Origin of the sequence: Peribacillus tepidiphilus (assembly GCF_009466385.1) — a bacterium.
GTDB classification, from domain to species: domain Bacteria; phylum Bacillota; class Bacilli; order Bacillales; family DSM-1321; genus Bacillus_BN; species Bacillus_BN tepidiphilus.
Genome location: NZ_WIAQ01000003.1, coordinates 16,807 through 40,625 on the forward strand (window position 1 = coordinate 16,807; position 23,819 = coordinate 40,625).

Sequence of the window (23,819 nt, forward strand, 5' to 3'; positions counted from 1 at the left end):
TTCGTTAAGGTTTTTTTACTTTAATGTGTACTCGGCGCTGGCTGAGTTTTTCTATTTTATAGACGTAACATATAAAAATAGGAAATTGTAGTTTGGAGCAATATTAAAACAAAATTTTGTCTAATAAGTGGTAATTAAACCAAGAATAAAGATAAACACTTCATTTGGAGGTTAACGGATGGTACATAAGGAAGTGAATGTAATAGGGGCAGGGTTAGCAGGTAGTGAAGCTGCATGGCAAATCGCATCAAGAGGAGTAAAGGTAAATCTTTATGAAATGCGTCCAATCAAACAGACACCTGCGCATCATACAGATAAATTTGCAGAGCTTGTTTGTAGCAATTCTCTTAGAGCTAATTCATTAACAAATGCTGTAGGTGTATTAAAAGAAGAAATGAGACGATTACGTTCTGTTATCATTTCTTCAGCTGATGCTTGTTCAGTTCCCGCAGGCGGAGCTCTAGCAGTAGATCGTCATGAATTTGCTGGACGCGTTACACAAATGGTGAAGGAGCACCCTAATGTGACGGTTATTCATGAAGAAGTTACAGAAATTCCAGAAGGGATTACCGTCATAGCTACCGGCCCTTTAACAAGTCCAGCTCTTTCTGAAAAATTAAAGGCATTGACTGGTGAGGAATATTTGTATTTTTATGATGCTGCAGCTCCTATTATCGAAAAGGACAGTATTAATATGGATAAAGTGTATTTAAAATCGAGATATGACAAAGGAGATGCAGCGTATTTAAATTGTCCGATGACCGAAGAAGAATTTAACAGATTTTATGATGCCTTAATCTCTGCAGAAACAGTTCCGTTAAAAGAATTTGAAAAAGAAATATACTTTGAAGGGTGTATGCCGATTGAAGTGATGGCACTCAGAGGAAAGAAAACCATGCTTTTTGGACCTCTTAAGCCTGTCGGGTTAGAAGATCCAAGGACAGGGAAGAGACCATTTGCTGTTGTTCAGCTAAGGCAGGATGATGCTGCTGGAACGTTATATAATATTGTAGGATTTCAAACTCATTTAAAATGGGGAGCGCAAAAGGAAGTCATCAGATTAATACCTGGTCTTGAAAATGCAGAAATTATCCGGTATGGGGTCATGCACCGAAATACTTTCATTAATTCACCTAAAGTACTAAAGCCAACTTATCAGTTTAAAAATAGAAGTAATTTATTTTTTGCTGGTCAAATGACAGGTGTAGAAGGATATGTTGAGTCTGCAGCTTCAGGACTAATTGCTGGTATTAATGCTGCAAGATTAGCGAATGGACAAGAACCTCTTGTATTTCCAAAGGAAACCGCAATGGGAAGCATGGCACACTATATCACTTCAACTAGTTCAAAAAACTTTCAGCCTATGAATGCAAATTTTGGTCTGTTTCCAGATCTACCTGTAAAGATTAAGGCGAAAAAAGAAAGATATGAAGCACATGCAAAAAGAGCATTGGGAACAATTCAGAACTTTGTGAAAAGTTTGTAAAATTAATTGCAAGGGCTATTCAAGTATGATAATATGGAATAGCCTTTGCGAGGTGAATCAATGGAGAATGTGAAAAAATTGGTACATTCCTTTTTAGAATATTTACAACTTGAAAAAAATTACTCAAAATATACAATCGAACATTATCAACGTGATATTAGTGAATTTATTATGTTCATGTCTGAGCAAGCTATTGCAGACATACATACAGTAACATATTTCGATGCTAGATTGTTTTTAACAAAGCTCTATGAAAAAAAGCAATCAAAACGAACCATTGCAAGAAAAACCTCATGTCTGCGAAGTTTTTTTAAGTTTTTGCTTCGGGAAAACATCGTGAAAGAAAACCCTTTTGCATTAGTATCCTTGCCCAAAAAAGAGCAAAAGCTACCGCGCTTTCTTTATGAGGAAGAAATTGCTACCCTCTTTCATTCAATAGATCATACTCAACCATTAGGAAAAAGGGATTTAGCATTGCTAGAGCTTTTGTATGCAACAGGCATCCGGGTAGGGGAATGCTGTAGCATTCAATTGAGGGATATCGATTTTTCACTTGGAACCTTGCTAGTTCATGGAAAAGGAAAAAAAGATCGATATGTTCCATTTGGCGGATATGCGAAAGAAGCATTAAAGGACTATATACAAAATGGCAGGAATAAACTGTTACAAGTGGGATTACAGGACCATGAGATGCTGTTCGTGAATTCCCGCGGTGGACCTCTTACACCTAGGGGAGTCAGATATATCCTTGATACAATCATTAAATCTGCATCTAGTTCGGTAGGATGCGATCTACATCCTCACCTATTAAGGCACAGCTTTGCTACCCATCTCCTGAACAATGGGGCAGATTTAAGAAGCGTCCAAGAATTGTTGGGTCATTCTAAAATTTCATCTACGCAAATATATACACATGTGACGAAGGACCAGCTAAAGAAAGTTTATCAGTCATCACATCCGCGGGCTTAAGCTGTGAAAGGAGAAGAAAATGGGAAATTTTCATGCTACCACAATATTTGCAGTACAACATAAAGGGAAAAGTGCTATGTCAGGAGACGGGCAGGTTACTTTTGGAAATGCTGTGGTAATGAAACACACGGCCAAAAAGGTAAGAAGACTATTTAAGGGTAAGGTATTGGCCGGCTTTGCTGGCTCAGTAGCTGACGCTTTTACTCTATTTGAAATGTTCGAAGGAAAGCTTGAAGAATTTAACGGTAATTTACAAAGGGCTTCTGTAGAACTTGCAAAACAATGGAGAAGTGACAAAGTATTAAGAAGACTTGAAGCCATGCTAATTGTGATGGATGCTGAAAACTTGTTACTGATTTCTGGAACAGGGGAAGTAATTGAACCGGATGACGGAATTCTTGCCATCGGTTCAGGTGGTCATTATGCACTTTCCGCAGGAAGAGCGTTAAAGCGATTCTCGGGCGATCATTTAAGTGCAAAAGAAATTGCTGAAGCAGCCCTTCAAATTGCCGCGGAAATCTGTGTTTACACAAATTCGAATATCATCGTTGAAGAACTGTAAATATTCCCTTAAATAGGAGTGGTAATGATGAAAGATAATCGGCCGAATTTAACTCCAAAACAGGTTGTTGAAAAGCTGGATCAATATATTGTCGGGCAGCGCGATGCGAAAAGAGCTGTAGCCATTGCCTTACGTAATCGTTATCGAAGAAGCCTTTTAAATGAACAATTACGTGATGAAGTTGTACCAAAAAACATTCTAATGATCGGTCCGACTGGTGTAGGGAAAACAGAAATTGCTCGTAGAATGGCTAAGCTAGTAGGAGCACCTTTCGTAAAGGTGGAAGCGACTAAGTTTACTGAAGTAGGTTACGTTGGTCGTGATGTGGAATCTATGGTACGCGACCTTGTTGAAACATCGGTCCGTATTGTCAAAGAAGAGAAAATGCAAGAAGTTCGTGAACAGGCAGAACAGAATGCAAACCGTAGATTAGTGGAACTATTAGTCCCATCTACTAAGAAAAGCAATCATTTTAAAAATCCACTTGAGATGCTCTTCGGAAATTCTGCTCAACCAGATCAAGAGGTGAGTCAGACAGAAGATACGAATCTTCAAGAAAGAAGAAGAGAAGTTGAAGCTAAATTAGCCAGAGGTGAGCTAGAAAAAGAGTTTGTCACTGTTGAAGTAGAAGAACAACCACCTTCCATGTTCGACCTGCTACAAGGATCAGGCATGGAGCAAATGGGCCTGAATATGCAAGATGCTCTCGGAAGCTTAATGCCTAAAAAGAAAAAGAAAAGAAAACTAACCGTTTCTGAAGCGCGCAAAGTTCTTACAAACGAAGAAGCTTCTAAGCTTATTGACATGGATGAAGTAACTCAAGAAGCCGTCATGAGAGCTGAGCAGTCAGGAATCATCTTTATTGATGAAATAGATAAGATAGCAAGCAAATCCTCGGGAGGTTCTTCTGCAGATGTATCACGGGAAGGGGTTCAGCGGGACATCCTGCCAGTTGTGGAAGGATCAACAGTCGTTACTAAATACGGTTCTGTAAAGACAGACTACATTCTTTTTATTGCTGCAGGAGCATTTCATATGGCGAAACCGTCTGATCTAATTCCTGAACTTCAAGGGAGATTCCCAATTCGAGTTGAATTAAAAAAATTAACGGTGGAAGACTTTGAACGCATCCTTCATGAACCGGATAATGCTCTTTTAAAACAATATGCGGCATTATTGGAAACTGAAGGTATACAAATTGAATTTTCTGACGAAGCTATTCGTAAGATTGCTGAAGTGGCATATGAGGTTAATCAAAATACGGATAATATAGGAGCAAGAAGACTTCACACCATTATGGAAAAACTCCTTGAAGATTTGTCCTTTGAGGCTCCTGACATTACAATGGAGAAAATTTTGATTACTCCACAGTATGTAGAAGAAAAGCTGGGAAGCATTTCTAGAAACAAGGATTTAAGTCAATTTATTTTGTAACGAGCGAATATGCAAATTTGTGATTTTAACACTGTATCTTTTTAAGGGGTACAGATTTAAAATAACCTTTCCTATAGATATCATTTATTTCGTTATAACGATCACATTTTATACATGAAAAAAACTTTGTAATTTTTGAAAACGTATAGGAGGAAACCAGAATGAACTTATTAGAAAAAACAAGAAAAATAAATGCCATGCTTCAAAATACAGCTGGCAAACCAGTAAATTTTAAAGAAATGGCTGAAAGCTTAAGTGAAGTCATTGAATGTAATGTTTTCGTAGTAAGTAGAAGAGGAAAGCTGCTTGGTTTTGCTATTCATCAACAAATTGAAAACGAGCGTATGAAAAAAATGTTAGAAGACAGACAATTTCCTGAAGGATATACGAACAACCTATTTAATATTAAGGAAACTTCTCCAAACTTGGATGTAAATAGTGAATACACAGCATTCCCTGTTGAGAACAAGGAATTGTTCAAAAATGGACTAACGACAATTGTGCCAATTATCGGTGGAGGTGAACGTCTAGGAACTCTCATTTTAGCCCGTCTTGAGGAGAAGTTCCATGATGATGATCTCATATTGGCTGAATATGGTGCTACAGTGGTAGGTATGGAAATTCTACGTGAAAAATCTGAGGAAATTGAAGAAGAAGCCCGTAGCAAAGCTGTTGTACAAATGGCAATTAGCTCACTTTCATATAGCGAGTTAGAAGCTATTGAACACATTTTCGAAGAATTAAAAGGTAACGAAGGTCTTCTTGTTGCATCAAAAATTGCAGATCGTGTAGGAATTACTCGCTCGGTCATTGTGAATGCACTTCGTAAATTGGAAAGTGCAGGTGTAATTGAATCTCGTTCACTCGGTATGAAAGGAACATATATCAAAGTTCTAAACGACAAGTTCCTAGTAGAATTGGAAAAGTTAAAAAATCATTAATAAATGACTGTTTAGAATAAAAAAGAGGAGAGGTGCAGAGATGCACCTCTTTTTTATTTTAGACAAAGTATATTTCTGTACATTCAGATTTGAAAGTACAAACTATACACCAAATATTCAATCATATATTGTATTTGCAATGTAAAAAGGTTCCAAAGAGAAATTCTAGACGAATACTATTCTGTCTGTAAACGTGAATTTCTTGCGTGAATTTTTCAAGATTATGCATCAAACTGTAAAAAAATCGTACTAAATTTTAGTTCTTTATACTTATTGACGATTAGTAATCATTTTAATTTAGGCGTAGAAACGTCAATTTTTTTCAATATTTTCCCAGTTTTTTGGAATTATATATCAATACTTCCTTATATGGACAAAAAAATTACGTAAAAAATTTGTGAACATTGAAAAATAGGACGTTTGTACCCGTTATTTTTTCTGTATTTTTCTTTATTATTATGAAAGACATTATGTAATATTATGTTGATTTTTGTAAAACAAAAATCATTTATTTGTATTATTTATTACACTTTTGACATTTTCGACAAATATTCACAAAAAAGGAAATCGGTAAAAAAGAAAAAAGGCAGTATACATAGACATACCTATACTTATTCATTACAATAGTTAGTAAAGTTAAAAGGATTTTCAAATTTCGACAATGATTGGAAATATGGAGTGACAAAATATGAGTTTATTTTCTGGGACGATTTTAAGGCTTGAGAAAGCATTGGATTATTCTTCTCTTAAGCAAAAAGTCATATCTCAAAATATCGCCAATGCCGATACTCCGAGTTATAAGGCCAAAGATGTCCAATTTAATAAAATGTTTCAAAGTGAATTGGATTCATTAAAGGCGAATAAAACGGATAAACGACATATTGATTTTAAGCAGACATCTGGAAATCCAGCAATCATCGTGAAAAAGAATATGATTTACAATCATTCAGGAAATAGTGTCGATCTCGATAAGGAAATGTCTGACTTGGCGACTAACCAAATTTACTATAACGCTGTAACGGACCGTCTTGCAGGTAAGTTTCAGTCCCTTCAAACTGTCATAAGGGGAGGTAAATAATCATGACGATTTTTCATAGTATGAACACTACTGCATCTGCTCTTACAGCGCAACGATTAAGGATGGATGTTATTTCCTCAAATATGGCAAACGTTGATACAACAAGAGGCAAAATAGTTAATGGTCAATGGCAGCCGTATAAAAGGAAAATGGTTGTTTTTGAACCTAAAGAACAGGGTTTTTCTAGCTTCTTGAATATTGCTATGAATAAAAAAGGCGTTCAGAACATAGGAGAAGGTTTGAAAGTATCAAAGATCATTGAAGATGAAACACCTTTTAAAATGGTATACGATCCCGAGCATCCCGATGCCAATCAGGATGGCTATGTTGCGATGCCGAATGTAGATCCATTGAGAGAAATGGTGGATCTGATGAGTGCTACAAGGTCATATGAAGCGAACGTCACCGTTTTTAACGCTTCAAAAAATATGATGATGAAAGCCTTAGAAATAGGAAAATAGATAGGAGATTGAAAAATGCAAGGAATCAGTTTTACTCCTAATAGTGCTTTTAAAACGATTGAATCAACTAAAGCATTATCCAATTCATATACACCATACGAAGCCCAACAGAAATTTTCGTCCGTATTAAAAGAGTCTATTGAAAAAATTAATGAGGCTCAAAACCAATCGGATCAAATGACAGAAAAGCTGATTAGAGGGGAAAACGTAGATTTACATAATGTAATGATTGCATCACAAAAAGCTAGTATTACCCTTCAGACTTCATTAGAAATCAGAAATAAGGTAATAGAAGCTTATCAAGAGATTATGAGGATGCAAGTTTAATCGTTTATCATATATTACCTCAAAAAAGATAGTTAGATTTTAAATGAACAAGATTAAAGAGAAAAACCGGGGGATTGTGATGAATGAAAAACTGCAAAACCTAATGTATGGGATAAAAACCTTTTGGACGAGTAGAAGCAAAAACCAAAAACTAATGTTTATTGGGGCTGTCGTACTCATCATTGTTTCTGTTACTGCAGTTTCAATTCTTGCTTCTAGAACCACAATGGTACCACTATATAGTAATCTATCTCCAGCTGAAACAGGTACTATTAAAGAAAATTTGGATGGCAGGGGAATAAAATCTGAAATTGCTGACGGTGGAACAACCATTTTAGTTCCTGAAGAGAATGTTGATACATTAAAAGTTGAATTGGCTGCAGAAGGAATTCCTGAATCTGGGAGCATTGATTATTCTTTTTTCGGTAAAAATGCCGGAATCGGTATGACTGAAAATGAATTTAATGTTTTGAAACTGGATGCAATGCAAACTGAGTTAGCAGACCTTATTAAGGGAATCGAGGGTGTTGAAGACGCAAAAGTCATGATCACCTTGCCCGAAAAAGGTGTTTTTGTAAGTCAAGGAAATGAAGAAGCATCTGCTTCAATTGTTTTGAAAACTAAACCAGGATACAAATTTAAAGAAGAAAGTATAAGAGCGCTTTATCATTTAGTTTCAAAAAGTGTTCCAAACCTTCCTACTGATAATATCGTCATTATGAATCAAAATTTTGAGTATTTTGATTTGAAAAATGAAAATAATTCACAACCCGGTGCTGACTTTGCCACTCAATATCAAATAAAGAAAGAAATAGAACGAGATATTCAAAGACAGGTCCAGAATATGCTTGGTACTTTGATGGGTCGGGACAAGGTTGTTGTTACAGTATCTGCTGATGTTGATTTTACTCAAGAAAACCGAGAAGAAAATCTTGTAACACCAGTAGATGAAGAAAATATGGAAGGCATTGCTATTAGTGCCCAAAGGATTACTGAAACCTTTACAGGAAATGGGGATCAAGTTGGCGGTGTTCCTCAAGGAGAGGATCCTGCTGACTCTTTAGGCTCGAGTTATTTGGAATCTAACGGATCCAATGGCGATTATGAGCGAATCGAAGAGACGATAAATAATGAGGTCAACAGAATTAAAAAAGAGATTGTTGAAAGTCCTTACAAAGTAAGAGATTTAGGAATTCAAGTAATGGTTGAGCCACCGACTCCTGATGATCCAAATTCACTTCCGCAGGAACGTGTAGATGACATTACGAGAGTTCTTGGCACAATCATTAGAACTACGATAGCAAAAGATGAATTAGGACAAGAATTAACAGAAGAAGATATCAATAATAAAATTGCAGTTACTGTCCAACCGTTTAATGGAAAAATCGAGTTTCCTTCTGATGAGCCGTCATCTCTTCCTTTATGGGCGTATATTGTTGGTGGAATTCTTTTACTAGCGTTAATTGTGTTAATTTTCTTGTTTATCCGATCTAGAAGAAGACAGGAAGAGGAAGACCTCGTTCTTGAAGAACAAGGAGCAATAGAATTGCCTGATGTAAATGAAGAGCACGAAACGGAAGGAACATTGAAGAGAAAACAACTTGAAAAGCTTGCAAAAGAAAAGCCTGAGGAGTTTGCAAAGCTTCTTAGATCTTGGTTAGCAGAGGACTAGGGGGGAGTAAGATGCAAAAGAAAGACAAAAAAGGTGGACTTACAGGTAAGCAAAAGGCTGCTATCCTACTCATTTCCTTAGGCCCTGATGTTTCTGCTTCTGTATATAAACATTTATCTGAAGAAGAAATCGAACGGTTAACATTAGAGATTTCTAGTGTAAGAAAGGTAGATTCTCAAGAAAAAGAAGAGGTATTAGAGGAATTCCATAATATCGCATTAGCGCAAGATTACATTACACAAGGCGGTATAGGATATGCAAAAACCGTTTTAGAAAAAGCATTGGGAGCTGACCAGGCAGCTGCCATCATCAACAGGCTGACTTCATCCCTACAGGTTCGGCCATTTGATTTTGCAAGAAAAGCGGACCCAGCTCAAATATTAAATTTCATCCAAAATGAGCATCCACAAACTATTGCTCTAATTTTATCTTATTTAGAACCAACCCAAGCGGGGCAAATACTTTCGGAGTTGCCTCAAGAGGTCCAAGCGGATATTGCTCGAAGAATAGCCATAATGGACAGTACATCACCAGAAATAATAAATGAAGTGGAACAAATCTTGGAAAGGAAACTTTCTGCGACTGTAACACAGGATTATACACAAACAGGTGGTATAGAGGCAGTTGTGGAGGTATTAAATGGTGTAGATCGAGCTACAGAAAGAACGATATTAGATGCTCTTGAGATACAAGATCCAGAACTCGCTGAAGAAATCAAAAAGAGAATGTTCGTATTCGAGGATATTGTTACGCTTGATGGCCGAGCAATTCAAAGGGTTATTAGAGATTCAGATAATGAAGACCTCAAGCTTGCTCTAAAAGTGGCTAGTGAGGAAGTTAAGGAAATTGTATTTAAAAATATGTCTAAACGTATGGTTGAGACATTTAAAGAAGAGATGGAGTACTTGGGTCCAGTGCGTTTACGTGATGTTGAGGAAGCACAGTCTCGTATTGTAGCAGTAATCAGACGACTTGAGGAATCAGGAGAGATTGTAGTCGCTCGTGGCGGAGGGGATGATATTATTGTCTAGAATTATCAAATCCATCTGGACTAGTCCCAATGAACAAAAAAGCAAAGTGATAAAGATCAGATCTTTTCAAGAAAATGTTGAAGACGAGCAGGAGTATGAACATAAACTCGCCGTTGAAGAAAGAGCAGAAAAAATCATTGAAGAGGCAAAGAGAGAGGCTGAAAATATTCTCTCTCTTGCCCATCATGAAGCGAATAACATTCGGAAAGAATTGGAGGATGCAAAAAAAACTTGGCAGGAAATCGAAAAACCTAGACTTATTGAAGAGATATCGACCCAAGCCTTCCAATCTGGGCATGAGCAGGGATTAAAAAAAGGATACGAAGAAATGCAAGAATCGATTCAGTTCGCTAAAGATATCGTCCAGTCTGCAAGAGAAGAATATCATCTTCATATCGAATCTTCAGAAAAGACTATCTTACATATAGGTATGAAGGTTGCAGAGAAAATTTTAGGTAAAAAACTTTCCGAGTCAGAAGAAGAATTTTTATCAATCGTCAGAAAAGCAATCAAAGAAGCAAGAGATTATAGGGAAGTTCAGGTGCATGTGCATCCCGTCCATTACGGATATCTCGTTTCTCAAAAAGAAGAATTGCAAAATATTTTTCCAAAGGGTGCCGACCTATTTATATATCCAGATGAAGAACTCCAAGAAACAAGCTGTATAATTGAATCATCTAACGGAAGAATTGATGCGAGTATAGATAGCCAGCTTGAAGAAATTAAACAAAAGCTTTTTGAGCTTTTGGAAGGAGAGTAAACATTGAAGGCTGAACAATTGTTGCCTTTTATAGACGATTTGGATTCTTTTAAACGATACGGCAGGGTAAAACGAGTAGTTGGATTAATGATTGAGTCCCAAGGTCCCGAAAGCTCAATTGGAGATGTTTGTTTTATACATGCTGGTGTAAAAGGCAAGAAAAAGTTGATTCGTGCAGAGGTTGTCGGGTTTAGAGAAGAAAATGTCATCCTCATGCCTTATACCGTGGTAAGTGATATTTCTCCTGGAAGTTTAGTAGAAGGTACTAATCGCCCTCTTGAAGTAAAGGTTGGTCCAGGTTTAATTGGGAAAGTCTTGGATTCGTTAGGAAATCCTCTGGATGGCAGCACCTTGCCAAAAGGGTTACAGACTGTTCTGGTTGAACAAGAACCTCCTAATCCGATGGAAAGACCGCCTATTGATGAACCGATCGAAACGGGAGTTCGTATGATCGATACTTTACTGACAGTGGGGAATGGTCAGCGTGTCGGTATATTTGCAGGTAGTGGAGTTGGAAAAAGTACACTTTTAGGCATGATTGCGAGGAATACGACAGCAGATTTAAACGTAATAGCATTAATAGGTGAGCGTGGCAGAGAGGTTCGGGAGTTTATTGAAAAGGACTTAGGACCAGAAGGACTCAAGCGTTCAATAGTTATAGTGGCAACTTCTGATCAGCCCGCGTTAATGCGTATTAAAGGTGCCTATACAGCAACGGCCATCGCTGAGTATTTCCGTGATAAAGGGATGAACGTAATGCTAATGATGGACTCTGTAACCCGTGTTGCAATGGCTCAAAGGGAAATCGGGCTTGCTGTTGGAGAACCTCCAACCACCAAGGGATATACTCCATCTGTTTTTGCCATTCTACCGAAGTTATTAGAGCGAACCGGGACAAACAAAATGGGTTCAATTACTGCTTTCTACACGGTACTGGTTGATGGAGATGACATGAACGAACCGATTGCGGACACTGTTCGAGGAATATTGGACGGACATTTCGTTTTAGACAGGTCGTTAGCCAACAAAGGTCAGTATCCTGCTATTAATATCTTAAAAAGCATAAGCAGGATTATGAATAATATCGTGGATGAACGACATAAAAAAGGCGCGGAACGATTAAGGGAAATGTTAGCGAAATACATTGAAAACGAAGATTTAATTAATATTGGAGCATACAAACGAGGCTCTTCAATCGAAATAGATGAAGCGATCAAAAAATACCCAGAAATCATCTCGTTTATTAAACAAGGTACAGATGAAAAAGTATCAAAGGTGGAAAGTATTGAAAGACTTTTTACTTTGATGGAACTTGGTGATTAGACTATGCGCTATCAATACAAATTTGAAAAAATATTAACGCTGAAAGAAAAAGAAAAAAAAGATGCTTACGCTAGATATAGCGAGGCTCTGAAAGCATTTGAAGAAGTAGCCGAAAAGCTCTATAGGCTTTTGAAAAAGAAAGAGGATTTGCTCGCGCTTCAACAGGAGAAGCTAATAAGCGGTCTTTCTGTTCAAGAGATTAGACATCAGCAGGTTTTTTTAGACAATCTCGAAAAAATTATTGAACACTACCAGAAGGAAGTAATTCAAGCAAGAAACAAATTAAATCTTTTTCAGAACATCCTTCATGAAAAAAATATGGAAGTTAAAAAGTATGAGAAGATGCAAGAAAAAGATTTTAATAGATTTCTCGAGATCATCAAAGTACATGAAAACAAACTAATGGATGAAATTTCAATCCAACAGTTTATTAGTAAAGAAAATTAGGTGATTGTATGGCAAAAGTAGTAGAAGAAAAGTTAATAGAAGAAGAAAAAAAACCATACAATAAACTTCAATGGTTTCTGTTCCTTATTGTTATCCCTTTGCTATTTACTATTACTATTGCGTTGATCGTATTAACCATAGCAGGAGTAAACGTATTTGAGCTTTCGAAAGGATACTCTAGTAAAATTCCTTTATTGTCTAAATGGACTCAAACTGAAGAGGCACCATCTATAAATGAATACCAAAGCAAGATCATTGATTTGGAAGCGGAGATCAAGGACCGTGAAGCATTGGTTGCGAAACTAGAAGATATCATTGAATCAAGAGACCAAGAAATTCAAAATATAGAGCTAGAAAAACAAAGGCTAGAAGACGAAATAAAAGAACTTAGGGCAGTCCAGGAAGAGGATAAGCGCACTTTTAAAGACATTATAAAAACCTATGAAACCATTTCACCAAAAAAAGCGGCACCTATTTTAACTTCATTAAGCGATGAAGAAGCTGTAAAAATCTTATCCAATATAAAAGCAGATACATTAGCGAAAATTCTTGAGCAAATGGAGCCTGAAGATGCAGCTAGATTGACCCAGAAGCTAACAGTAGAATCTGACATCGACCAACAATTTGAACAGCCACAATGACGTAATTGAAAGGAGGTGAAAGTTTTGAATACGCCTACTATATTACCAAATCAATTAGGCTCGGTCCTTGCAGGAGTCCAATCATCTAAAATGGGTGTGTCTAGTGCAGAAGCATCTGGAATGGCATCGATATTTGGAAAGGTCCTTGCGCAAAGTATGCAGCTAGCAAATTCGGAAAATACAAAGCTGCTAGACATCTCAAAATTATCACAACTGACACCGTTACAGTTAGAGGATTTAACTAATTTATTAGATTTCCTTCAGCTAGGACATCTAACGGAAATTGAAGGCAGCAGTGAATTTCTTTCCGAATTCATGCTGGATGGAGCAAAACTTGAAAATCATCCCTTCTTACAGGAAATTTTAGGAGAGAATGTTTCCTTCGAACAATTGCTTGAAACTTTAAAGGATGAGCTTGATTTAGAGGTACAGGATTTTAAAGAAGATTATTCAGAGAATATCTTTCTGGGATTTCCTCAAATCACTCAAATCATTCAAGCGCTAATTGAAAAAATGCAAACAGAACCAAGCTTTACCGTCTCAAAAGAAGCCGCTCATATTTTGAAAATTGCGAAAGTACAAACCTTGTTGAACAGCTTTGTTGATACTGTAGAAAAAGATCAGAAAATGGTAAACGAAATCAAGGACCTATTAAAAAGTTTCACTAGAGAACTTCAAAAGCTTGCAAAGGAAATGAAGTCAACTGTTTCTTCAACTAATACAGAGAGGCTTTTCATTGCACCAAATAAAAACAGTACAGATTATCTAATAAATGTGTACAACCGAAATTTCTTTAAAGGGAGCCAAGATCAAGAAAAAAATAATGGCTTGCAAGTGAAAACCGGAGGAAACGAGATCTTTGGTGGACAACCATTCAATGGACAAATGACCAGAGCAGAACAGCTTGTTTTGACACTGGGCAAAACAGAGCAACCGATTAATCAAGAGCAATTCATCAAAGCATTTCAAAATATTCTGGCTAAATCATCTTTGCAATCGGCAAAAGGCATGCAAAAATTATTGATCAAATTGAATCCGGAACATCTTGGTTCACTAAGAATCGAGATCATTCAAAAAGATTCCATGTTAACGGCAAAAATTTTGGCAACAACAGGGAAAGCGAAAGAAATACTCGATTCACAGTTAAGTGGATTGAAGCAAGCATTTGCTAATCAAAATATTGCTGTAGAAAAAATTGAAATAGCGCAAAGCTTTAATCCGTTTTCTCAAGATCGTTATTTACAGCGAGATCAAGACGGGTCAGGCCAGCGTCAGCATCAGCAGCAAAACAATACTAGACAAGATAATGATAGCGAAGAATTTAAGGAAAGCTTTGAAGAAGCACTACTAAGCTTAGAAGTGTAGGTGAAAATGTGACTGTAATAGATACAAAGCTACTATTGTCTACCTATCAACAGGAACAACGAAAAAGTAAAGGCGATGTCCTCGGCAAAGACGATTTTTTGAAGATTTTGATGACCCAGCTTCAAAACCAGGATCCATTGAATCCCATGCAAGATAAAGACTTTATCGCACAAATGGCGACTTTTTCAACTTTAGAACAAATTACAAATATGGGAAAGTCTATTGAGCAATTTGTGTCAGTGCAACAGCAAAGTCAATTAATTGCGTATAATCAATTTGTTGGAAAAGAAGTAACATGGCATAAGATTATACCAAATGATGACCCAAATGAAAAACCAGTTGTACAAGAAGGGAAAGGTTTGGTTACTTCTGTTCAGTTTAAAGAAAACAGTGTGATCTTTTTGTTAGATGATGGAACGAAGCTTGAACCAGGAAATATTTCTCAAGTCAATCATGTTTCTTATAGCAACAATCTGATGCAGGCAAGTGAATTAATTGGCAAAACGGTCACGTGGAAAAATGAAGGTGGCGAAGAACAGTCAGCAAAGGTCAAATCTGTTCAAATAAAAGAAGGTAAAACCCTTTTTGAGCTTGATGATCAAGATGGCACAAAAATCACAAGTGAGCAAATGATCAAGATTTCTGTCTAGGAAGGGGTGAATGAATGGATAAACCAATGTTCCGGCCGATTTACACCCAGCCGATTACCCCGGGCGTTAAAAATACTCGAGATGTTAAGCATACAGGTACTTCTGGGTTTGCCCAGCATTTACAAAATGCGGTTTCTTCGAAGAGCGAAAAACTAACTTTCAGCAAGCACGCTCAACTGAGAATGAACCAGAGAAATATTTCAATTAGTCAAGACCAATTGCGGTTAATGGAAGAAAAAGTCCAAGAAGCAAAGAAAAAGGGTGTAAATGATTCTCTCGTTCTATTAAAAAATGCAGCACTGATCGTTAGTGCAAAAAACAATACGGTCATTACCGCTATGGATCGGGAAGAAGCGGCTTCCCAAATTTTCACCAATATAAACGGAACAATTCTAATGGATCACTAGGCTGGACCTTTTAGGAAGCCTAAGGCTTGCGGAATGACAGAAGCAGCCAATCGAGAAAGGGGAATAAATCATGTTAAGATCAATGTACTCCGGCATCAGTGGACTAAAAAACTTTCAAACGAAATTGGACGTAATCGGAAATAACATTGCAAACGTTAATACATTTGGATACAAAAAAGGCCGCGTTACTTTCAAGGATACAATGAACCAAACCATAGCAGGGGCAAGTGCCGCCCAAGCGAACCGTGGTGGTAAAAACCCAATGCAGGTTGGTTTAGGTTCAACAATAGCATCCATTGACACTGTCGACACACAATCAAGCTTGCAAACAACTGGACGTCCTTTAGATTTAGGGATTTCCGGGGATGGTTATTTTGTTTTGAAGCAAGGAACAGCTCTATTTTATACTCGTGCAGGGAATTTTTATATCGATGATAATGGTAATCTAGTAAATGGAGATGGAATGAAAGTACAGCAATTTAAGAATGGTCTGTTAGACGATATTGTTGTGAATGTTAACGCTACATTACCCGCAACTTCCACGAAAAAATTCTATATAGAGGGAGATTTACCTGATCCTAGTACATTAGCTGCAGGGGTAGCTAGTGCTGTACAGCAAATGAAGATTGTAGATACCAATGGAGTAGAGCATACCTTAGATTATCAATTCAAGCCTAATGGTACTGACTGGGATATTGTAATCACTAATCAAAGTGCCCCACCAGATACAGAACCTGTAACGATCAAGATAACCTATGATGCTACTACAAAACAATTCGACGATGGAAATGATAGTATAGACCTAACTTCAATAGGTTTAGCAGCTGGAGAAACTGAGGTAACATTAGATTTAAGTAAATTAAGACAACAAGGAACATCAATAGCTGCTATAACAAATCCTGATGGAAATGTACCAGGTTCACTAGAAAGCTTCAACATTGGTCAGCTAGGCGAAATTAATGGTGTTTACTCAAACGGCCAAGTTGTTCAGTTAGGTCAACTCGCTTTAGCTAAATTCTCTAACTCATCTGGTTTAACAAAAGCGGGTAACAACCTATTCCAAGAATCGATCAACTCTGGAACTGCAAATATTAACGTAGCTGGTAACGGCCGTGGAACAATCGCTTCAGGCGCACTTGAAATGTCCAATGTTGACTTATCCGAGGAATTCACAGAAATGATTACAGCTCAGCGTGGATTCCAAGCGAATACACGTATTATTACAACATCAGATGAAATCCTTCAAGAGCTAGTGAATTTAAAACGATAATTTAAGGGAGGGTAGGAGCTAAGGACTTCTGTTCTTAGCTCCCCATAAATTTGATTAAAGTAACGAGATTAAATGGTAAAAGCTACAATATTAACGCTTTATACATAGAAATGGTGGAGTCTCATCCAGATACGATCATTACTTTAACGAATGGGAAAAAATATGTGGTTGCTGAATCCGAGGATGAAGTAAGAGATGCCATTATTCATTTTTATCGTTCTGTAAATGTTCTTGGATTTCAGAAAGATGTGGAGGATTTTGAAAATGAAGAATAAGCTTTTGACAATCATGTTAATATTGTTAGTTTCCATTACCCTCGTTGGTGTAATTGCTGTCGTTGTCATCATGAAGTTTACAGGTGATGAAGCGGCTTCAAATGAGCCGACAATTGATGAAATAATCGAAGCCTCTGTGGAGGTCCCTGAGATCACGACAAATTTGGCAAGTGGAGATTTTATCAAAATTTCCTTTACGATTCAAACAGATAGCAAAAAAGCAAAAGAAGAGCTTGAGAAAAGAAATTTCCAAGTGAAAAATATTATTATTACTGAACTATCAGAACTGAAATCTGAAGAACTGGAAGGCAAAGCAGGGAAGGAAAAATTGCAGGAGAAGCTAAAAACAAGGTTTAATAGCATTATGCAAAAAGGAACTATTGAAAAGGTGTATATCACTTCATCGATCCTCCAGTAATCTTAGATTCAATAGCTTATCTTTAGAAATCCGGAGGTGAATGGATTGTCAGGTGAGGTTTTATCACAAAGTGAAATAGACGCACTGCTCTCAGCCCTTTCGACTGGGGAAATGAGTGCGGACGAATTAAAAAAAGAAGAGTCTGAAAAAAAGGTCAAAAGCTACGACTTTAAGCGTGCATTACGGTTTTCTAAAGATCAAATCAGGAGCTTGACAAGGATTCATGAAAACTTTGCAAGACTTCTTACAACCTTTTTCTCGGCTCAATTACGGACTTATGTGCAAATAACCGTCGCTTCTGCTGACCAAATTCCATACGAGGAGTTTATTCGCTCCATTCCAAAGATGACGATCCTCAATGTATTTGAGGTTCCGCCATTAGACGGAAGAATTCTCATGGAGGTTAATCCTAATATTGCGTACGCTATGATGGATCGCGTGTTAGGGGGAAGAGGTGCTAGCATTAACAAAGTTGAAAACTTGACAGAAATTGAAACGAAAATCATGTCGAATCTTTTTGAAAGAGGGTTTGAAAATTTACAGGAGGCATGGTCAAACATTGCGGATATTGATCCGGTTCTTACTGAATTTGAGGTAAACCCCCAATTCTTGCAAATGGTATCACCAAATGAAACGGTTGTTGTGATTTCTTTAAATACCCAAATTGGTGAAACAACCGGCATGATTAATATATGTATTCCACATGTTGTACTTGAGCCGATTATTCCAAAGCTTTCTGTACATTATTGGATGCAAACCTCAAAGAAGGAAAGACTTCCTCAAGAAATTGAAATGCTTGAAAAACGAGTGAAAAAAGCTGTGGTTCCAGTTATCGCAGAAATAGGTTCCACAGAAATCTCTATTCAAGATTTTTTGATGCTTGATGTAGGAGATGTGATTGATTTGAATAAAAGAATTGAAAGCTCTTTTGTAGTAAAAATTGGTGATGTGCCAAAATTCTTGGCACAACCTGGGAAAATCGGCCGGAAATTGGCCGTGCAAATCATAGAAAATGTGAAGGGGGGAGACGAGGATGATAAGTGATGAAATGCTGTCTCAAGATGAAATTGATGCTTTATTGAAAGGAACAGAAGATGATTTAGACATTGGGATGGATTCTCCCCTTGTAGATGATTATTTAAGTCATATGGAGCAAGATGCACTTGGAGAAATTGGAAATATCTCTTTTGGCAGCTCCGCAACTGCTTTGTCCACTTTATTAAATCAAAAAGTGGATATTACTACACCAACTGTGAGTTTGGTAAGTAAATCTAAGCTATCTGAAGAATTTCCACAACCATATGTAGCCATTCAAGTTAACTATACTTCCGGCTTTTCAGGAGTGAACCTGCTGGTCATTAAACAAAGCGATGCCGCAATCATCGCCGATTTGATGCTGGGTGGGGATGGATTAAATCCTACTGATATGCTTGGGGAAATTCAACTAAGTGCAGTTCAGGAAGCAATGAACCAAATGATGGGTTCTGCGGCAACTTCCATGTCGACGATTTTCAATAAGAAGGTGGATATTTCACCTCCAATCATTGACTTATTAAACATGGAGCAGGGTGAAGGAGAAGAGAATTTCCCTCCAGATGATCTTTTGGTGAAAATTTCTTTCCGACTTAAGATTGGGGAATTAGTTGACTCCAGTATCATGCAGCTGCTTCCAATAAAATTTGCTAAAGATCTTGTAAATGAATTATTAAATCCTTCTTCCGGCAATACGGAAACCATTGATCCAATAAAAGAGGAGCCTAAACAAGAACCATCACTGAACACTACTGACTTCAGTTCGAACATGAGTGGCTCAATAAACGATCAGCAAAATTTTAATTCAGCGCAACAAGCTGGCATGAACGTACATCAGCCCGTATTTACAGGTGCTCAAAATTATGATCAGCAGCAAGGAGCGTACTATCAAGGATATGGGAATCCACCACAAGGAGTTCCAAATATTGGATATGGGTATCCGCCACAAGGTAATCCTAATCTCCCGCCACAGGGTATGCTTCCTCAAGGAGGACCGCAGCATTTTGGTTCGATACATACAGGAACGGGTCAGACAGTAAACATTCAGCCTGCTAGTTTCTCTAGCTTTGAACCTTATCAGCTACAGGAATCTGAAACGAAAAATTTAAATATGCTATTAGATATTCCGCTTCAGGTTACGGTTGAACTTGGAAGAACGAAAAGATCTGTAAAAGAAATTCTGGAATTATCAAGTGGGTCTATTATTGAACTTGATAAATTAGCCGGAGAACCGGTTGATATTTTAGTGAATAATAGATTGATAGCTAAAGGAGAAGTTGTAGTCATTGATGAAAACTTCGGTGTAAGAGTAACGGATATTATCAGTCAAACAGACAGATTAAAAAAATTACGTTAATGTGGGGGTAATTAGTAAATGGCGCACAAGATTTTGATTGTCGATGATGCAGCATTTATGAGAATGATGATTAAAGATATTTTAACAAAGAATGGCTTTGAAGTAGTTGGAGAAGCAGCAGATGGTGTTCAAGCAATCGAAAAATACAAAGAAACACAGCCTGACCTTGTAACGATGGATATAACGATGCCTGAGATGGATGGGATCACTGCATTAAAAGAAATTAAGAAAATTAATCCCGCAGCTAAAGTTATCATGTGTTCTGCGATGGGTCAGCAAGCAATGGTCATTGATGCAATTCAGGCAGGCGCCAGAGATTTTATTGTGAAACCTTTTCAGGCTGACAGGGTACTTGAAGCAATTAATAAGACGCTAAGCTAACTTTTAGTAGCAGTTAGAGGGTGTAAAACATCTTGCTAAAAAATAAGGTTATTTATGTAATTTTGGCTATTTTTGTTCTTGTTCTGTATGGATTGGATGTTCCTGTTCATGCAGAACAAGTTGAAAAAACTGTAAAAGATTTTTATGAAAAATCGGACAATATCAATAAGAGCTCCACAGAAAAACAACATTTAGAAGAAAATGTTAGCAATGATCAAGCTTCAACTGGTTTTTCATTCTTAGATTTTTTACGAATGATTGCTGCAACTATATTCGTAGTTGCACTTCTTTATTTTGTCTTAAAGTTTATTAACAAAAAAAGCCGCTCCTATCAAAAGGTACGTTATGTACAGAACTTAGGAGGTACAAGCCTGGGTTCGAATCGTTCTGTTCAATTAGTCAAAGTAGGCAACTCGATTCTAGTTGTAGGAGTGGGCGAATCGATTCAGTTACTGAAGGAAATCAATGATCCAAAAGAGTACCAGGAACTTCTTGATAGCTTTAATGAAGATGTAGACACAATGCTTCAAGCCGGTGATCTATTCTCAAGGATGCTCAATAAGAAAAAACATGAAGAGATTACAATTAGTTTTACGGAAACATTAAAAAAGCAATTACAGGATATTTCTCAATCAAGAAAAAAGATAAGTAGTGAAGTGAAAAAGAAGGGAAATGACAGCAAATGAATGAGTTTATGGAATTTTTCAATAGCAGTGAACCATCCACAGTCTCAACTTCTGTTAAGCTGCTCCTTCTTTTGACTGTTCTTTCTCTTGCACCTAGTATTCTTATATTAATGACTTGTTTTACTAGAATTATTATCGTACTTGGTTTTGTTAGGACATCCTTGGCAACACAACAAATGCCTCCAACACAAGTGTTGATTGGATTAGCATTGTTTCTTACTTTTTTTATTATGGCTCCAACTTTTCAAGAGGTAAATGAGCAGGCCTTAACACCTTTGTTTAATGAAGAAATCAATCTTGAACAGGCTTATGAGAAAGCAGCTGGTCCTTTTAAAGAGTTTATGAGCAATCACACAAGACAAAAAGATCTTGAGCTGTTCCTGTCGTATGCAAAAATGGATCAGCCTAAGTCAATCGATGACATTCCACTCACAGCTCTAGTACCTGCGTTTGCGATCAGCGAGATCAAAACAGCTTTTCAGATTGGTTTTATGATTTTTATACCATTTCTTGTCATTGATATGATTGTCGCTAGTGTTCTTATGTCTATGGGAATGATGATGCTTCCGCCTGTAATGATATCTTTGCCGTTTAAAATTTTATTATTCGTTTTGGTCGATGGCTGGTACTTAGTTGTAAAGTCATTGCTCCAAAGCTTTTAGATGGTGATTGTAATGAACCATGAATTAGTTATCAAAATTGCCGAGCAAGGGGTTTATACCGTTCTTATTATTTGTGGTCCGTTATTATTGTTAGCCTTGGGAATTGGACTTTTGGTCAGTATTTTCCAAGCAACCACACAAATTCAAGAGCAAACTCTTGCTTTTGTTCCAAAAATTATTGCAGTTTTGCTGGGATTGATTTTCTTTGGTCCTTGGATGCTCGAACATATGTTGTCGTATGCAAGTGAAATTTTTAGCAATCTCAATAGGTTTGTAGGTTAACAGAATGGAAGATTTATTGCCTCAGTTTTCAGGATTCTTACTAGTTTTCGTACGGGTTACTTCCTTTTTTGTAACGATGCCGATTTTTTCTTATCGGACAATCCCTACAACGCATCGGATCGGTTTTAGTTTTTTCTTAGCTTGGATTATGTATTATACATTGGAAATTCCAGAGCTATCGATTGATTATACGTATTATCTCCTTATTATAAAGGAGGCGTTGGTCGGGATAATTATTGGATTTTTTGCCTATGTGATCATGTCTGCTATTCAAATTGCTGGAGGATTTATTGATTTCCAAATGGGTTTTGCAATTGCCAATGTGATCGATCCCCAAACGGGTGTGCAAAGTCCTCTGATCGGACAGTATCTTTATACATTTGCCTTGTTGTTTTTACTAGCTACAAACGGTCACCACTTACTATTAGATGGTATTTATTATAGCTATCAATTCATACCGCTTGATCAAGTTTTTATACCATTTGGAGATGAAAATTTACTGAAGTTTGTAGTTCGTAGTTTTAATTCAGCATTCATCATAGCATTTCAATTAGCGATTCCAGTCGTAGGAAGCTTGTTCATTGTAGATGTTGTATTAGGAATATTGGCAAGGACCGTTCCGCAATTAAACATTTTTGTTGTAGGTTTACCTTTGAAAATTGGTATTAGTTTTCTTGTCCTATTAGTTGTTATGGGGATTCTTCTTGGCTCAGTCCAGCAATTATTTGAATATACTATTACGACGATGAGAGGGCTTATGGAATGGATGGGAGGAGTTTAATTGCAACTACTCCGATTGGATTTACAATTCTTTTCTGGAGAAAAAACTGAAAAGGCGACCCCTAAAAAAAGGCAGGACGCTAGAAAGAAAGGGCAAGTGGCCAAAAGCCAGGATGCCAACACTGCTATTGTTCTTTTAGGAGTTTTTTTCTTGTTATACATGACTGGCAGCTATATGTTAAAGCTTGTCTTGGGGCTATACAAACAATCTTTTGAAGAGTTCATGATTATGCCTTTAACAGAAGCTAATATTCATATGATTTTCATTCAGGTAACCGAAAAGGCAGCGTTATTTCTGCTTCCAGTCATGGGTGTGGCCATGATTGGTGGCATAGTTGCTAACTATTTGCAGGTAGGATTTTTGTTTTCTACAGAAGCCATTCAGTTTAAATTAAGCAAGATTAACCCAATTAATGGTTTTAAAAGGATTTTTTCCCTAAGGGCAATTGTTGAGCTCTTAAAATCTATACTGAAAATCAGTTTTGTTGGTTTTATTGCTTTTATGGTTGTATGGATTAGGATGGATGAAATTCTAATCTTGTCGAAAAAACCAGTAGGGGCTGCGCTTGTAACCTTGGCAGATATTACGATTAAAGTAGGTCTTTTTTCTTCACTCGCCTTATTGTTTTTATCTTTATTGGACTATTTATATCAAAAATATGATTTTGAAAAAAGCATTCGGATGTCCAAACAGGATATAAAGGATGAATATAAGAATATTGAAGGGGATCCGTTGATAAAATCGAAAATTAAGCAAAAGCAAAGAGAAATGGCCATGCAGCGCATGATGCAGGAAGTGCCAAAAGCAGATGTTGTCATAACAAACCCTACACATTTTGCGATTGCTATTAAATATGATGAAAAGAAATTTGATGCCCCTTTTGTTGTAGCAAAAGGTGTAGACTTTATTGCACAAAAGATTAAATTTGTTGCGAAAGAAAATGATGTACCGATGATTGAAAATCGCCCACTGGCCAGAGCATTATATGATCAGGTTGAAATCGGGCAAACCATCCCAGAAGAATTTTTCAAGGCAATTGCTGAAATTTTAGCTTTTGTTTATAAAACGAAGAAAAAATTGTAACTCTTATATTCTTCAAATTGCAAGTTAGTTAGGAGAGA

At 37.0% G+C, this 23,819-nt stretch carries 28 protein-coding genes; all 28 read left to right on the top strand.

All coding sequences use genetic code 11. The features are described 5' to 3' along the window. Positions 1 to 178: 178 nt before the first annotated feature. The 28 genes from trmFO (at position 179) to flhB (ending at position 23,781) form a co-directional block, all read left to right on the top strand. Positions 179 to 1,486, top strand: coding sequence for an FADH(2)-oxidizing methylenetetrahydrofolate--tRNA-(uracil(54)-C(5))-methyltransferase TrmFO (gene trmFO, locus GD441_RS03295; protein ID WP_153123670.1), 1,308 nt, complete (start codon positions 179 to 181; stop codon positions 1,484 to 1,486). 60 nt (positions 1,487 to 1,546) lie between these two features. Beyond that, positions 1,547 to 2,455: a tyrosine recombinase XerC gene (gene xerC / locus GD441_RS03300; RefSeq protein ID WP_153123672.1), complete on the top strand. Its 909-nt coding sequence runs from the start codon at positions 1,547 to 1,549 to the stop codon at positions 2,453 to 2,455. A 19-nt stretch (positions 2,456 to 2,474) separates the two neighbouring features. Beyond that, the gene (hslV, locus tag GD441_RS03305) at positions 2,475 to 3,017 is read left to right on the top strand and encodes an ATP-dependent protease subunit HslV (RefSeq protein ID WP_153123674.1); all 543 of its coding nucleotides are present in this window, start codon (positions 2,475 to 2,477) and stop codon (positions 3,015 to 3,017) included. A 27-nt stretch (positions 3,018 to 3,044) separates the two neighbouring features. After that, positions 3,045 to 4,451: an HslU--HslV peptidase ATPase subunit gene (hslU, locus tag GD441_RS03310; protein ID WP_153123676.1), complete on the top strand. Its 1,407-nt coding sequence runs from the start codon at positions 3,045 to 3,047 to the stop codon at positions 4,449 to 4,451. 161 nt (positions 4,452 to 4,612) lie between these two features. Further along, positions 4,613 to 5,392, top strand: coding sequence for a GTP-sensing pleiotropic transcriptional regulator CodY (codY, locus tag GD441_RS03315; protein ID WP_153123678.1), 780 nt, complete (start codon positions 4,613 to 4,615; stop codon positions 5,390 to 5,392). A gap of 688 nt (positions 5,393 to 6,080) precedes the next feature. After that, positions 6,081 to 6,470, top strand: coding sequence for a flagellar basal body rod protein FlgB (flgB, locus tag GD441_RS03320; protein WP_153123680.1), 390 nt, complete (start codon positions 6,081 to 6,083; stop codon positions 6,468 to 6,470). A gap of 2 nt (positions 6,471 to 6,472) precedes the next feature. Next, positions 6,473 to 6,931, top strand: coding sequence for a flagellar basal body rod protein FlgC (gene flgC / locus GD441_RS03325; protein WP_153123682.1), 459 nt, complete (start codon positions 6,473 to 6,475; stop codon positions 6,929 to 6,931). 15 nt (positions 6,932 to 6,946) lie between these two features. Continuing rightward, a complete protein-coding gene (gene fliE, locus GD441_RS03330; protein WP_153123684.1) occupies positions 6,947 to 7,258 on the top strand; it encodes a flagellar hook-basal body complex protein FliE in 312 nt (103 codons plus the stop codon). 79 nt (positions 7,259 to 7,337) lie between these two features. Continuing rightward, entirely contained in the window at positions 7,338 to 8,930 is a 1,593-nt protein-coding gene (gene fliF / locus GD441_RS03335) for a flagellar basal-body MS-ring/collar protein FliF (RefSeq protein ID WP_153123687.1), read from the top strand. Positions 8,931 to 8,941: 11 nt separating this feature from the next. Further along, positions 8,942 to 9,961 (top strand): flagellar motor switch protein FliG, encoded by a 1,020-nt coding sequence (gene fliG, locus GD441_RS03340; RefSeq protein ID WP_153123689.1) that lies wholly within the window; start codon positions 8,942 to 8,944, stop codon positions 9,959 to 9,961. Further along, positions 9,954 to 10,721 carry a flagellar assembly protein FliH gene (gene fliH / locus GD441_RS03345; protein ID WP_153123691.1) on the top strand — a complete coding sequence of 256 codons (768 nt, stop codon included), beginning with the start codon at positions 9,954 to 9,956 and terminating at the stop codon, positions 10,719 to 10,721. The genes fliG and fliH overlap by 8 nt, the downstream gene beginning before the upstream one ends. A gap of 3 nt (positions 10,722 to 10,724) precedes the next feature. After that, positions 10,725 to 12,044 carry a flagellar protein export ATPase FliI gene (gene fliI / locus GD441_RS03350; RefSeq protein ID WP_153123693.1) on the top strand — a complete coding sequence of 440 codons (1,320 nt, stop codon included), beginning with the start codon at positions 10,725 to 10,727 and terminating at the stop codon, positions 12,042 to 12,044. 3 nt (positions 12,045 to 12,047) lie between these two features. Next, positions 12,048 to 12,491 carry a flagellar export protein FliJ gene (gene fliJ / locus GD441_RS03355; protein WP_153123695.1) on the top strand — a complete coding sequence of 148 codons (444 nt, stop codon included), beginning with the start codon at positions 12,048 to 12,050 and terminating at the stop codon, positions 12,489 to 12,491. A gap of 8 nt (positions 12,492 to 12,499) precedes the next feature. Beyond that, complete coding sequence (locus GD441_RS03360) at positions 12,500 to 13,132, top strand: MotE family protein (protein ID WP_153123697.1); 633 nt, start codon at positions 12,500 to 12,502, stop codon at positions 13,130 to 13,132. A 24-nt stretch (positions 13,133 to 13,156) separates the two neighbouring features. Beyond that, positions 13,157 to 14,497, top strand: a complete 1,341-nt coding sequence (locus tag GD441_RS03365; RefSeq protein WP_153123699.1) for a flagellar hook-length control protein FliK — start codon at positions 13,157 to 13,159, stop codon at positions 14,495 to 14,497. 8 nt (positions 14,498 to 14,505) lie between these two features. Further along, positions 14,506 to 15,147 (top strand): flagellar hook assembly protein FlgD, encoded by a 642-nt coding sequence (gene flgD, locus GD441_RS03370; RefSeq protein WP_153123700.1) that lies wholly within the window; start codon positions 14,506 to 14,508, stop codon positions 15,145 to 15,147. A gap of 14 nt (positions 15,148 to 15,161) precedes the next feature. Beyond that, positions 15,162 to 15,554: a TIGR02530 family flagellar biosynthesis protein gene (locus GD441_RS03375; RefSeq protein WP_153123702.1), complete on the top strand. Its 393-nt coding sequence runs from the start codon at positions 15,162 to 15,164 to the stop codon at positions 15,552 to 15,554. Positions 15,555 to 15,624: 70 nt separating this feature from the next. Then, positions 15,625 to 16,824, top strand: a complete 1,200-nt coding sequence (locus tag GD441_RS03380) for a flagellar hook protein FlgE (RefSeq protein ID WP_153123704.1) — start codon at positions 15,625 to 15,627, stop codon at positions 16,822 to 16,824. Between the two features lie 50 nt (positions 16,825 to 16,874). Beyond that, the gene (locus tag GD441_RS03385; RefSeq protein ID WP_153123706.1) at positions 16,875 to 17,099 is read left to right on the top strand and encodes a flagellar FlbD family protein; all 225 of its coding nucleotides are present in this window, start codon (positions 16,875 to 16,877) and stop codon (positions 17,097 to 17,099) included. After that, positions 17,089 to 17,517: a flagellar basal body-associated protein FliL gene (gene fliL / locus GD441_RS03390; RefSeq protein WP_153123708.1), complete on the top strand. Its 429-nt coding sequence runs from the start codon at positions 17,089 to 17,091 to the stop codon at positions 17,515 to 17,517. Before GD441_RS03385 ends, fliL begins: the two co-directional genes overlap by 11 nt. Positions 17,518 to 17,562: 45 nt before the next feature. Continuing rightward, positions 17,563 to 18,561, top strand: a complete 999-nt coding sequence (gene fliM / locus GD441_RS03395; RefSeq protein WP_153123709.1) for a flagellar motor switch protein FliM — start codon at positions 17,563 to 17,565, stop codon at positions 18,559 to 18,561. Next, positions 18,551 to 19,906 carry a flagellar motor switch phosphatase FliY gene (gene fliY / locus GD441_RS03400; protein WP_153123712.1) on the top strand — a complete coding sequence of 452 codons (1,356 nt, stop codon included), beginning with the start codon at positions 18,551 to 18,553 and terminating at the stop codon, positions 19,904 to 19,906. The genes fliM and fliY overlap by 11 nt, the downstream gene beginning before the upstream one ends. Before the next feature lie 18 nt (positions 19,907 to 19,924). Next, complete coding sequence (locus tag GD441_RS03405) at positions 19,925 to 20,287, top strand: response regulator (RefSeq protein WP_153123714.1); 363 nt, start codon at positions 19,925 to 19,927, stop codon at positions 20,285 to 20,287. A 32-nt stretch (positions 20,288 to 20,319) separates the two neighbouring features. After that, entirely contained in the window at positions 20,320 to 20,973 is a 654-nt protein-coding gene (locus tag GD441_RS03410) for a flagellar biosynthetic protein FliO (protein WP_153123716.1), read from the top strand. Next, positions 20,970 to 21,635, top strand: a complete 666-nt coding sequence (gene fliP / locus GD441_RS03415; RefSeq protein ID WP_153123718.1) for a flagellar type III secretion system pore protein FliP — start codon at positions 20,970 to 20,972, stop codon at positions 21,633 to 21,635. Before GD441_RS03410 ends, fliP begins: the two co-directional genes overlap by 4 nt. Positions 21,636 to 21,647: 12 nt before the next feature. After that, a complete protein-coding gene (gene fliQ, locus GD441_RS03420) occupies positions 21,648 to 21,917 on the top strand; it encodes a flagellar biosynthesis protein FliQ (RefSeq protein ID WP_153123720.1) in 270 nt (89 codons plus the stop codon). A gap of 4 nt (positions 21,918 to 21,921) precedes the next feature. After that, a complete protein-coding gene (fliR, locus tag GD441_RS03425; protein ID WP_153123723.1) occupies positions 21,922 to 22,698 on the top strand; it encodes a flagellar biosynthetic protein FliR in 777 nt (258 codons plus the stop codon). Next, positions 22,699 to 23,781 (top strand): flagellar biosynthesis protein FlhB, encoded by a 1,083-nt coding sequence (gene flhB / locus GD441_RS03430; protein ID WP_153123725.1) that lies wholly within the window; start codon positions 22,699 to 22,701, stop codon positions 23,779 to 23,781. Positions 23,782 to 23,819: the final 38 nt, after the last annotated feature.

What these genes read in the sequence shown, in the direction of transcription:
- fliL (WP_153123708.1), top strand. Translation starts at nt 17,089, where the DNA reads ATGAAGAATAAGCTTTTGACAATCATGTTAATATTGTTAGTTTCCATT.
- GD441_RS03375 (WP_153123702.1), top strand. Translation starts at nt 15,162, where the DNA reads ATGGATAAACCAATGTTCCGGCCGATTTACACCCAGCCGATTACCCCG.
- GD441_RS03360 (WP_153123697.1), top strand. Translation starts at nt 12,500, where the DNA reads ATGGCAAAAGTAGTAGAAGAAAAGTTAATAGAAGAAGAAAAAAAACCA.
- GD441_RS03405 (WP_153123714.1), top strand. Translation starts at nt 19,925, where the DNA reads ATGGCGCACAAGATTTTGATTGTCGATGATGCAGCATTTATGAGAATG.
- fliY (WP_153123712.1), top strand. Translation starts at nt 18,551, where the DNA reads ATGATAAGTGATGAAATGCTGTCTCAAGATGAAATTGATGCTTTATTG.
- trmFO (WP_153123670.1), top strand. Translation starts at nt 179, where the DNA reads ATGGTACATAAGGAAGTGAATGTAATAGGGGCAGGGTTAGCAGGTAGT.
- fliQ (WP_153123720.1), top strand. Translation starts at nt 21,648, where the DNA reads ATGAACCATGAATTAGTTATCAAAATTGCCGAGCAAGGGGTTTATACC.
- flgC (WP_153123682.1), top strand. Translation starts at nt 6,473, where the DNA reads ATGACGATTTTTCATAGTATGAACACTACTGCATCTGCTCTTACAGCG.
- fliJ (WP_153123695.1), top strand. Translation starts at nt 12,048, where the DNA reads ATGCGCTATCAATACAAATTTGAAAAAATATTAACGCTGAAAGAAAAA.
- hslV (WP_153123674.1), top strand. Translation starts at nt 2,475, where the DNA reads ATGGGAAATTTTCATGCTACCACAATATTTGCAGTACAACATAAAGGG.
- xerC (WP_153123672.1), top strand. Translation starts at nt 1,547, where the DNA reads ATGGAGAATGTGAAAAAATTGGTACATTCCTTTTTAGAATATTTACAA.
- GD441_RS03380 (WP_153123704.1), top strand. Translation starts at nt 15,625, where the DNA reads ATGTTAAGATCAATGTACTCCGGCATCAGTGGACTAAAAAACTTTCAA.
- fliE (WP_153123684.1), top strand. Translation starts at nt 6,947, where the DNA reads ATGCAAGGAATCAGTTTTACTCCTAATAGTGCTTTTAAAACGATTGAA.
- fliP (WP_153123718.1), top strand. Translation starts at nt 20,970, where the DNA reads ATGAATGAGTTTATGGAATTTTTCAATAGCAGTGAACCATCCACAGTC.
- hslU (WP_153123676.1), top strand. Translation starts at nt 3,045, where the DNA reads ATGAAAGATAATCGGCCGAATTTAACTCCAAAACAGGTTGTTGAAAAG.
- flgB (WP_153123680.1), top strand. Translation starts at nt 6,081, where the DNA reads ATGAGTTTATTTTCTGGGACGATTTTAAGGCTTGAGAAAGCATTGGAT.
- fliG (WP_153123689.1), top strand. Translation starts at nt 8,942, where the DNA reads ATGCAAAAGAAAGACAAAAAAGGTGGACTTACAGGTAAGCAAAAGGCT.
- codY (WP_153123678.1), top strand. Translation starts at nt 4,613, where the DNA reads ATGAACTTATTAGAAAAAACAAGAAAAATAAATGCCATGCTTCAAAAT.
- fliF (WP_153123687.1), top strand. Translation starts at nt 7,338, where the DNA reads ATGAATGAAAAACTGCAAAACCTAATGTATGGGATAAAAACCTTTTGG.
- fliR (WP_153123723.1), top strand. Translation starts at nt 21,922, where the DNA reads ATGGAAGATTTATTGCCTCAGTTTTCAGGATTCTTACTAGTTTTCGTA.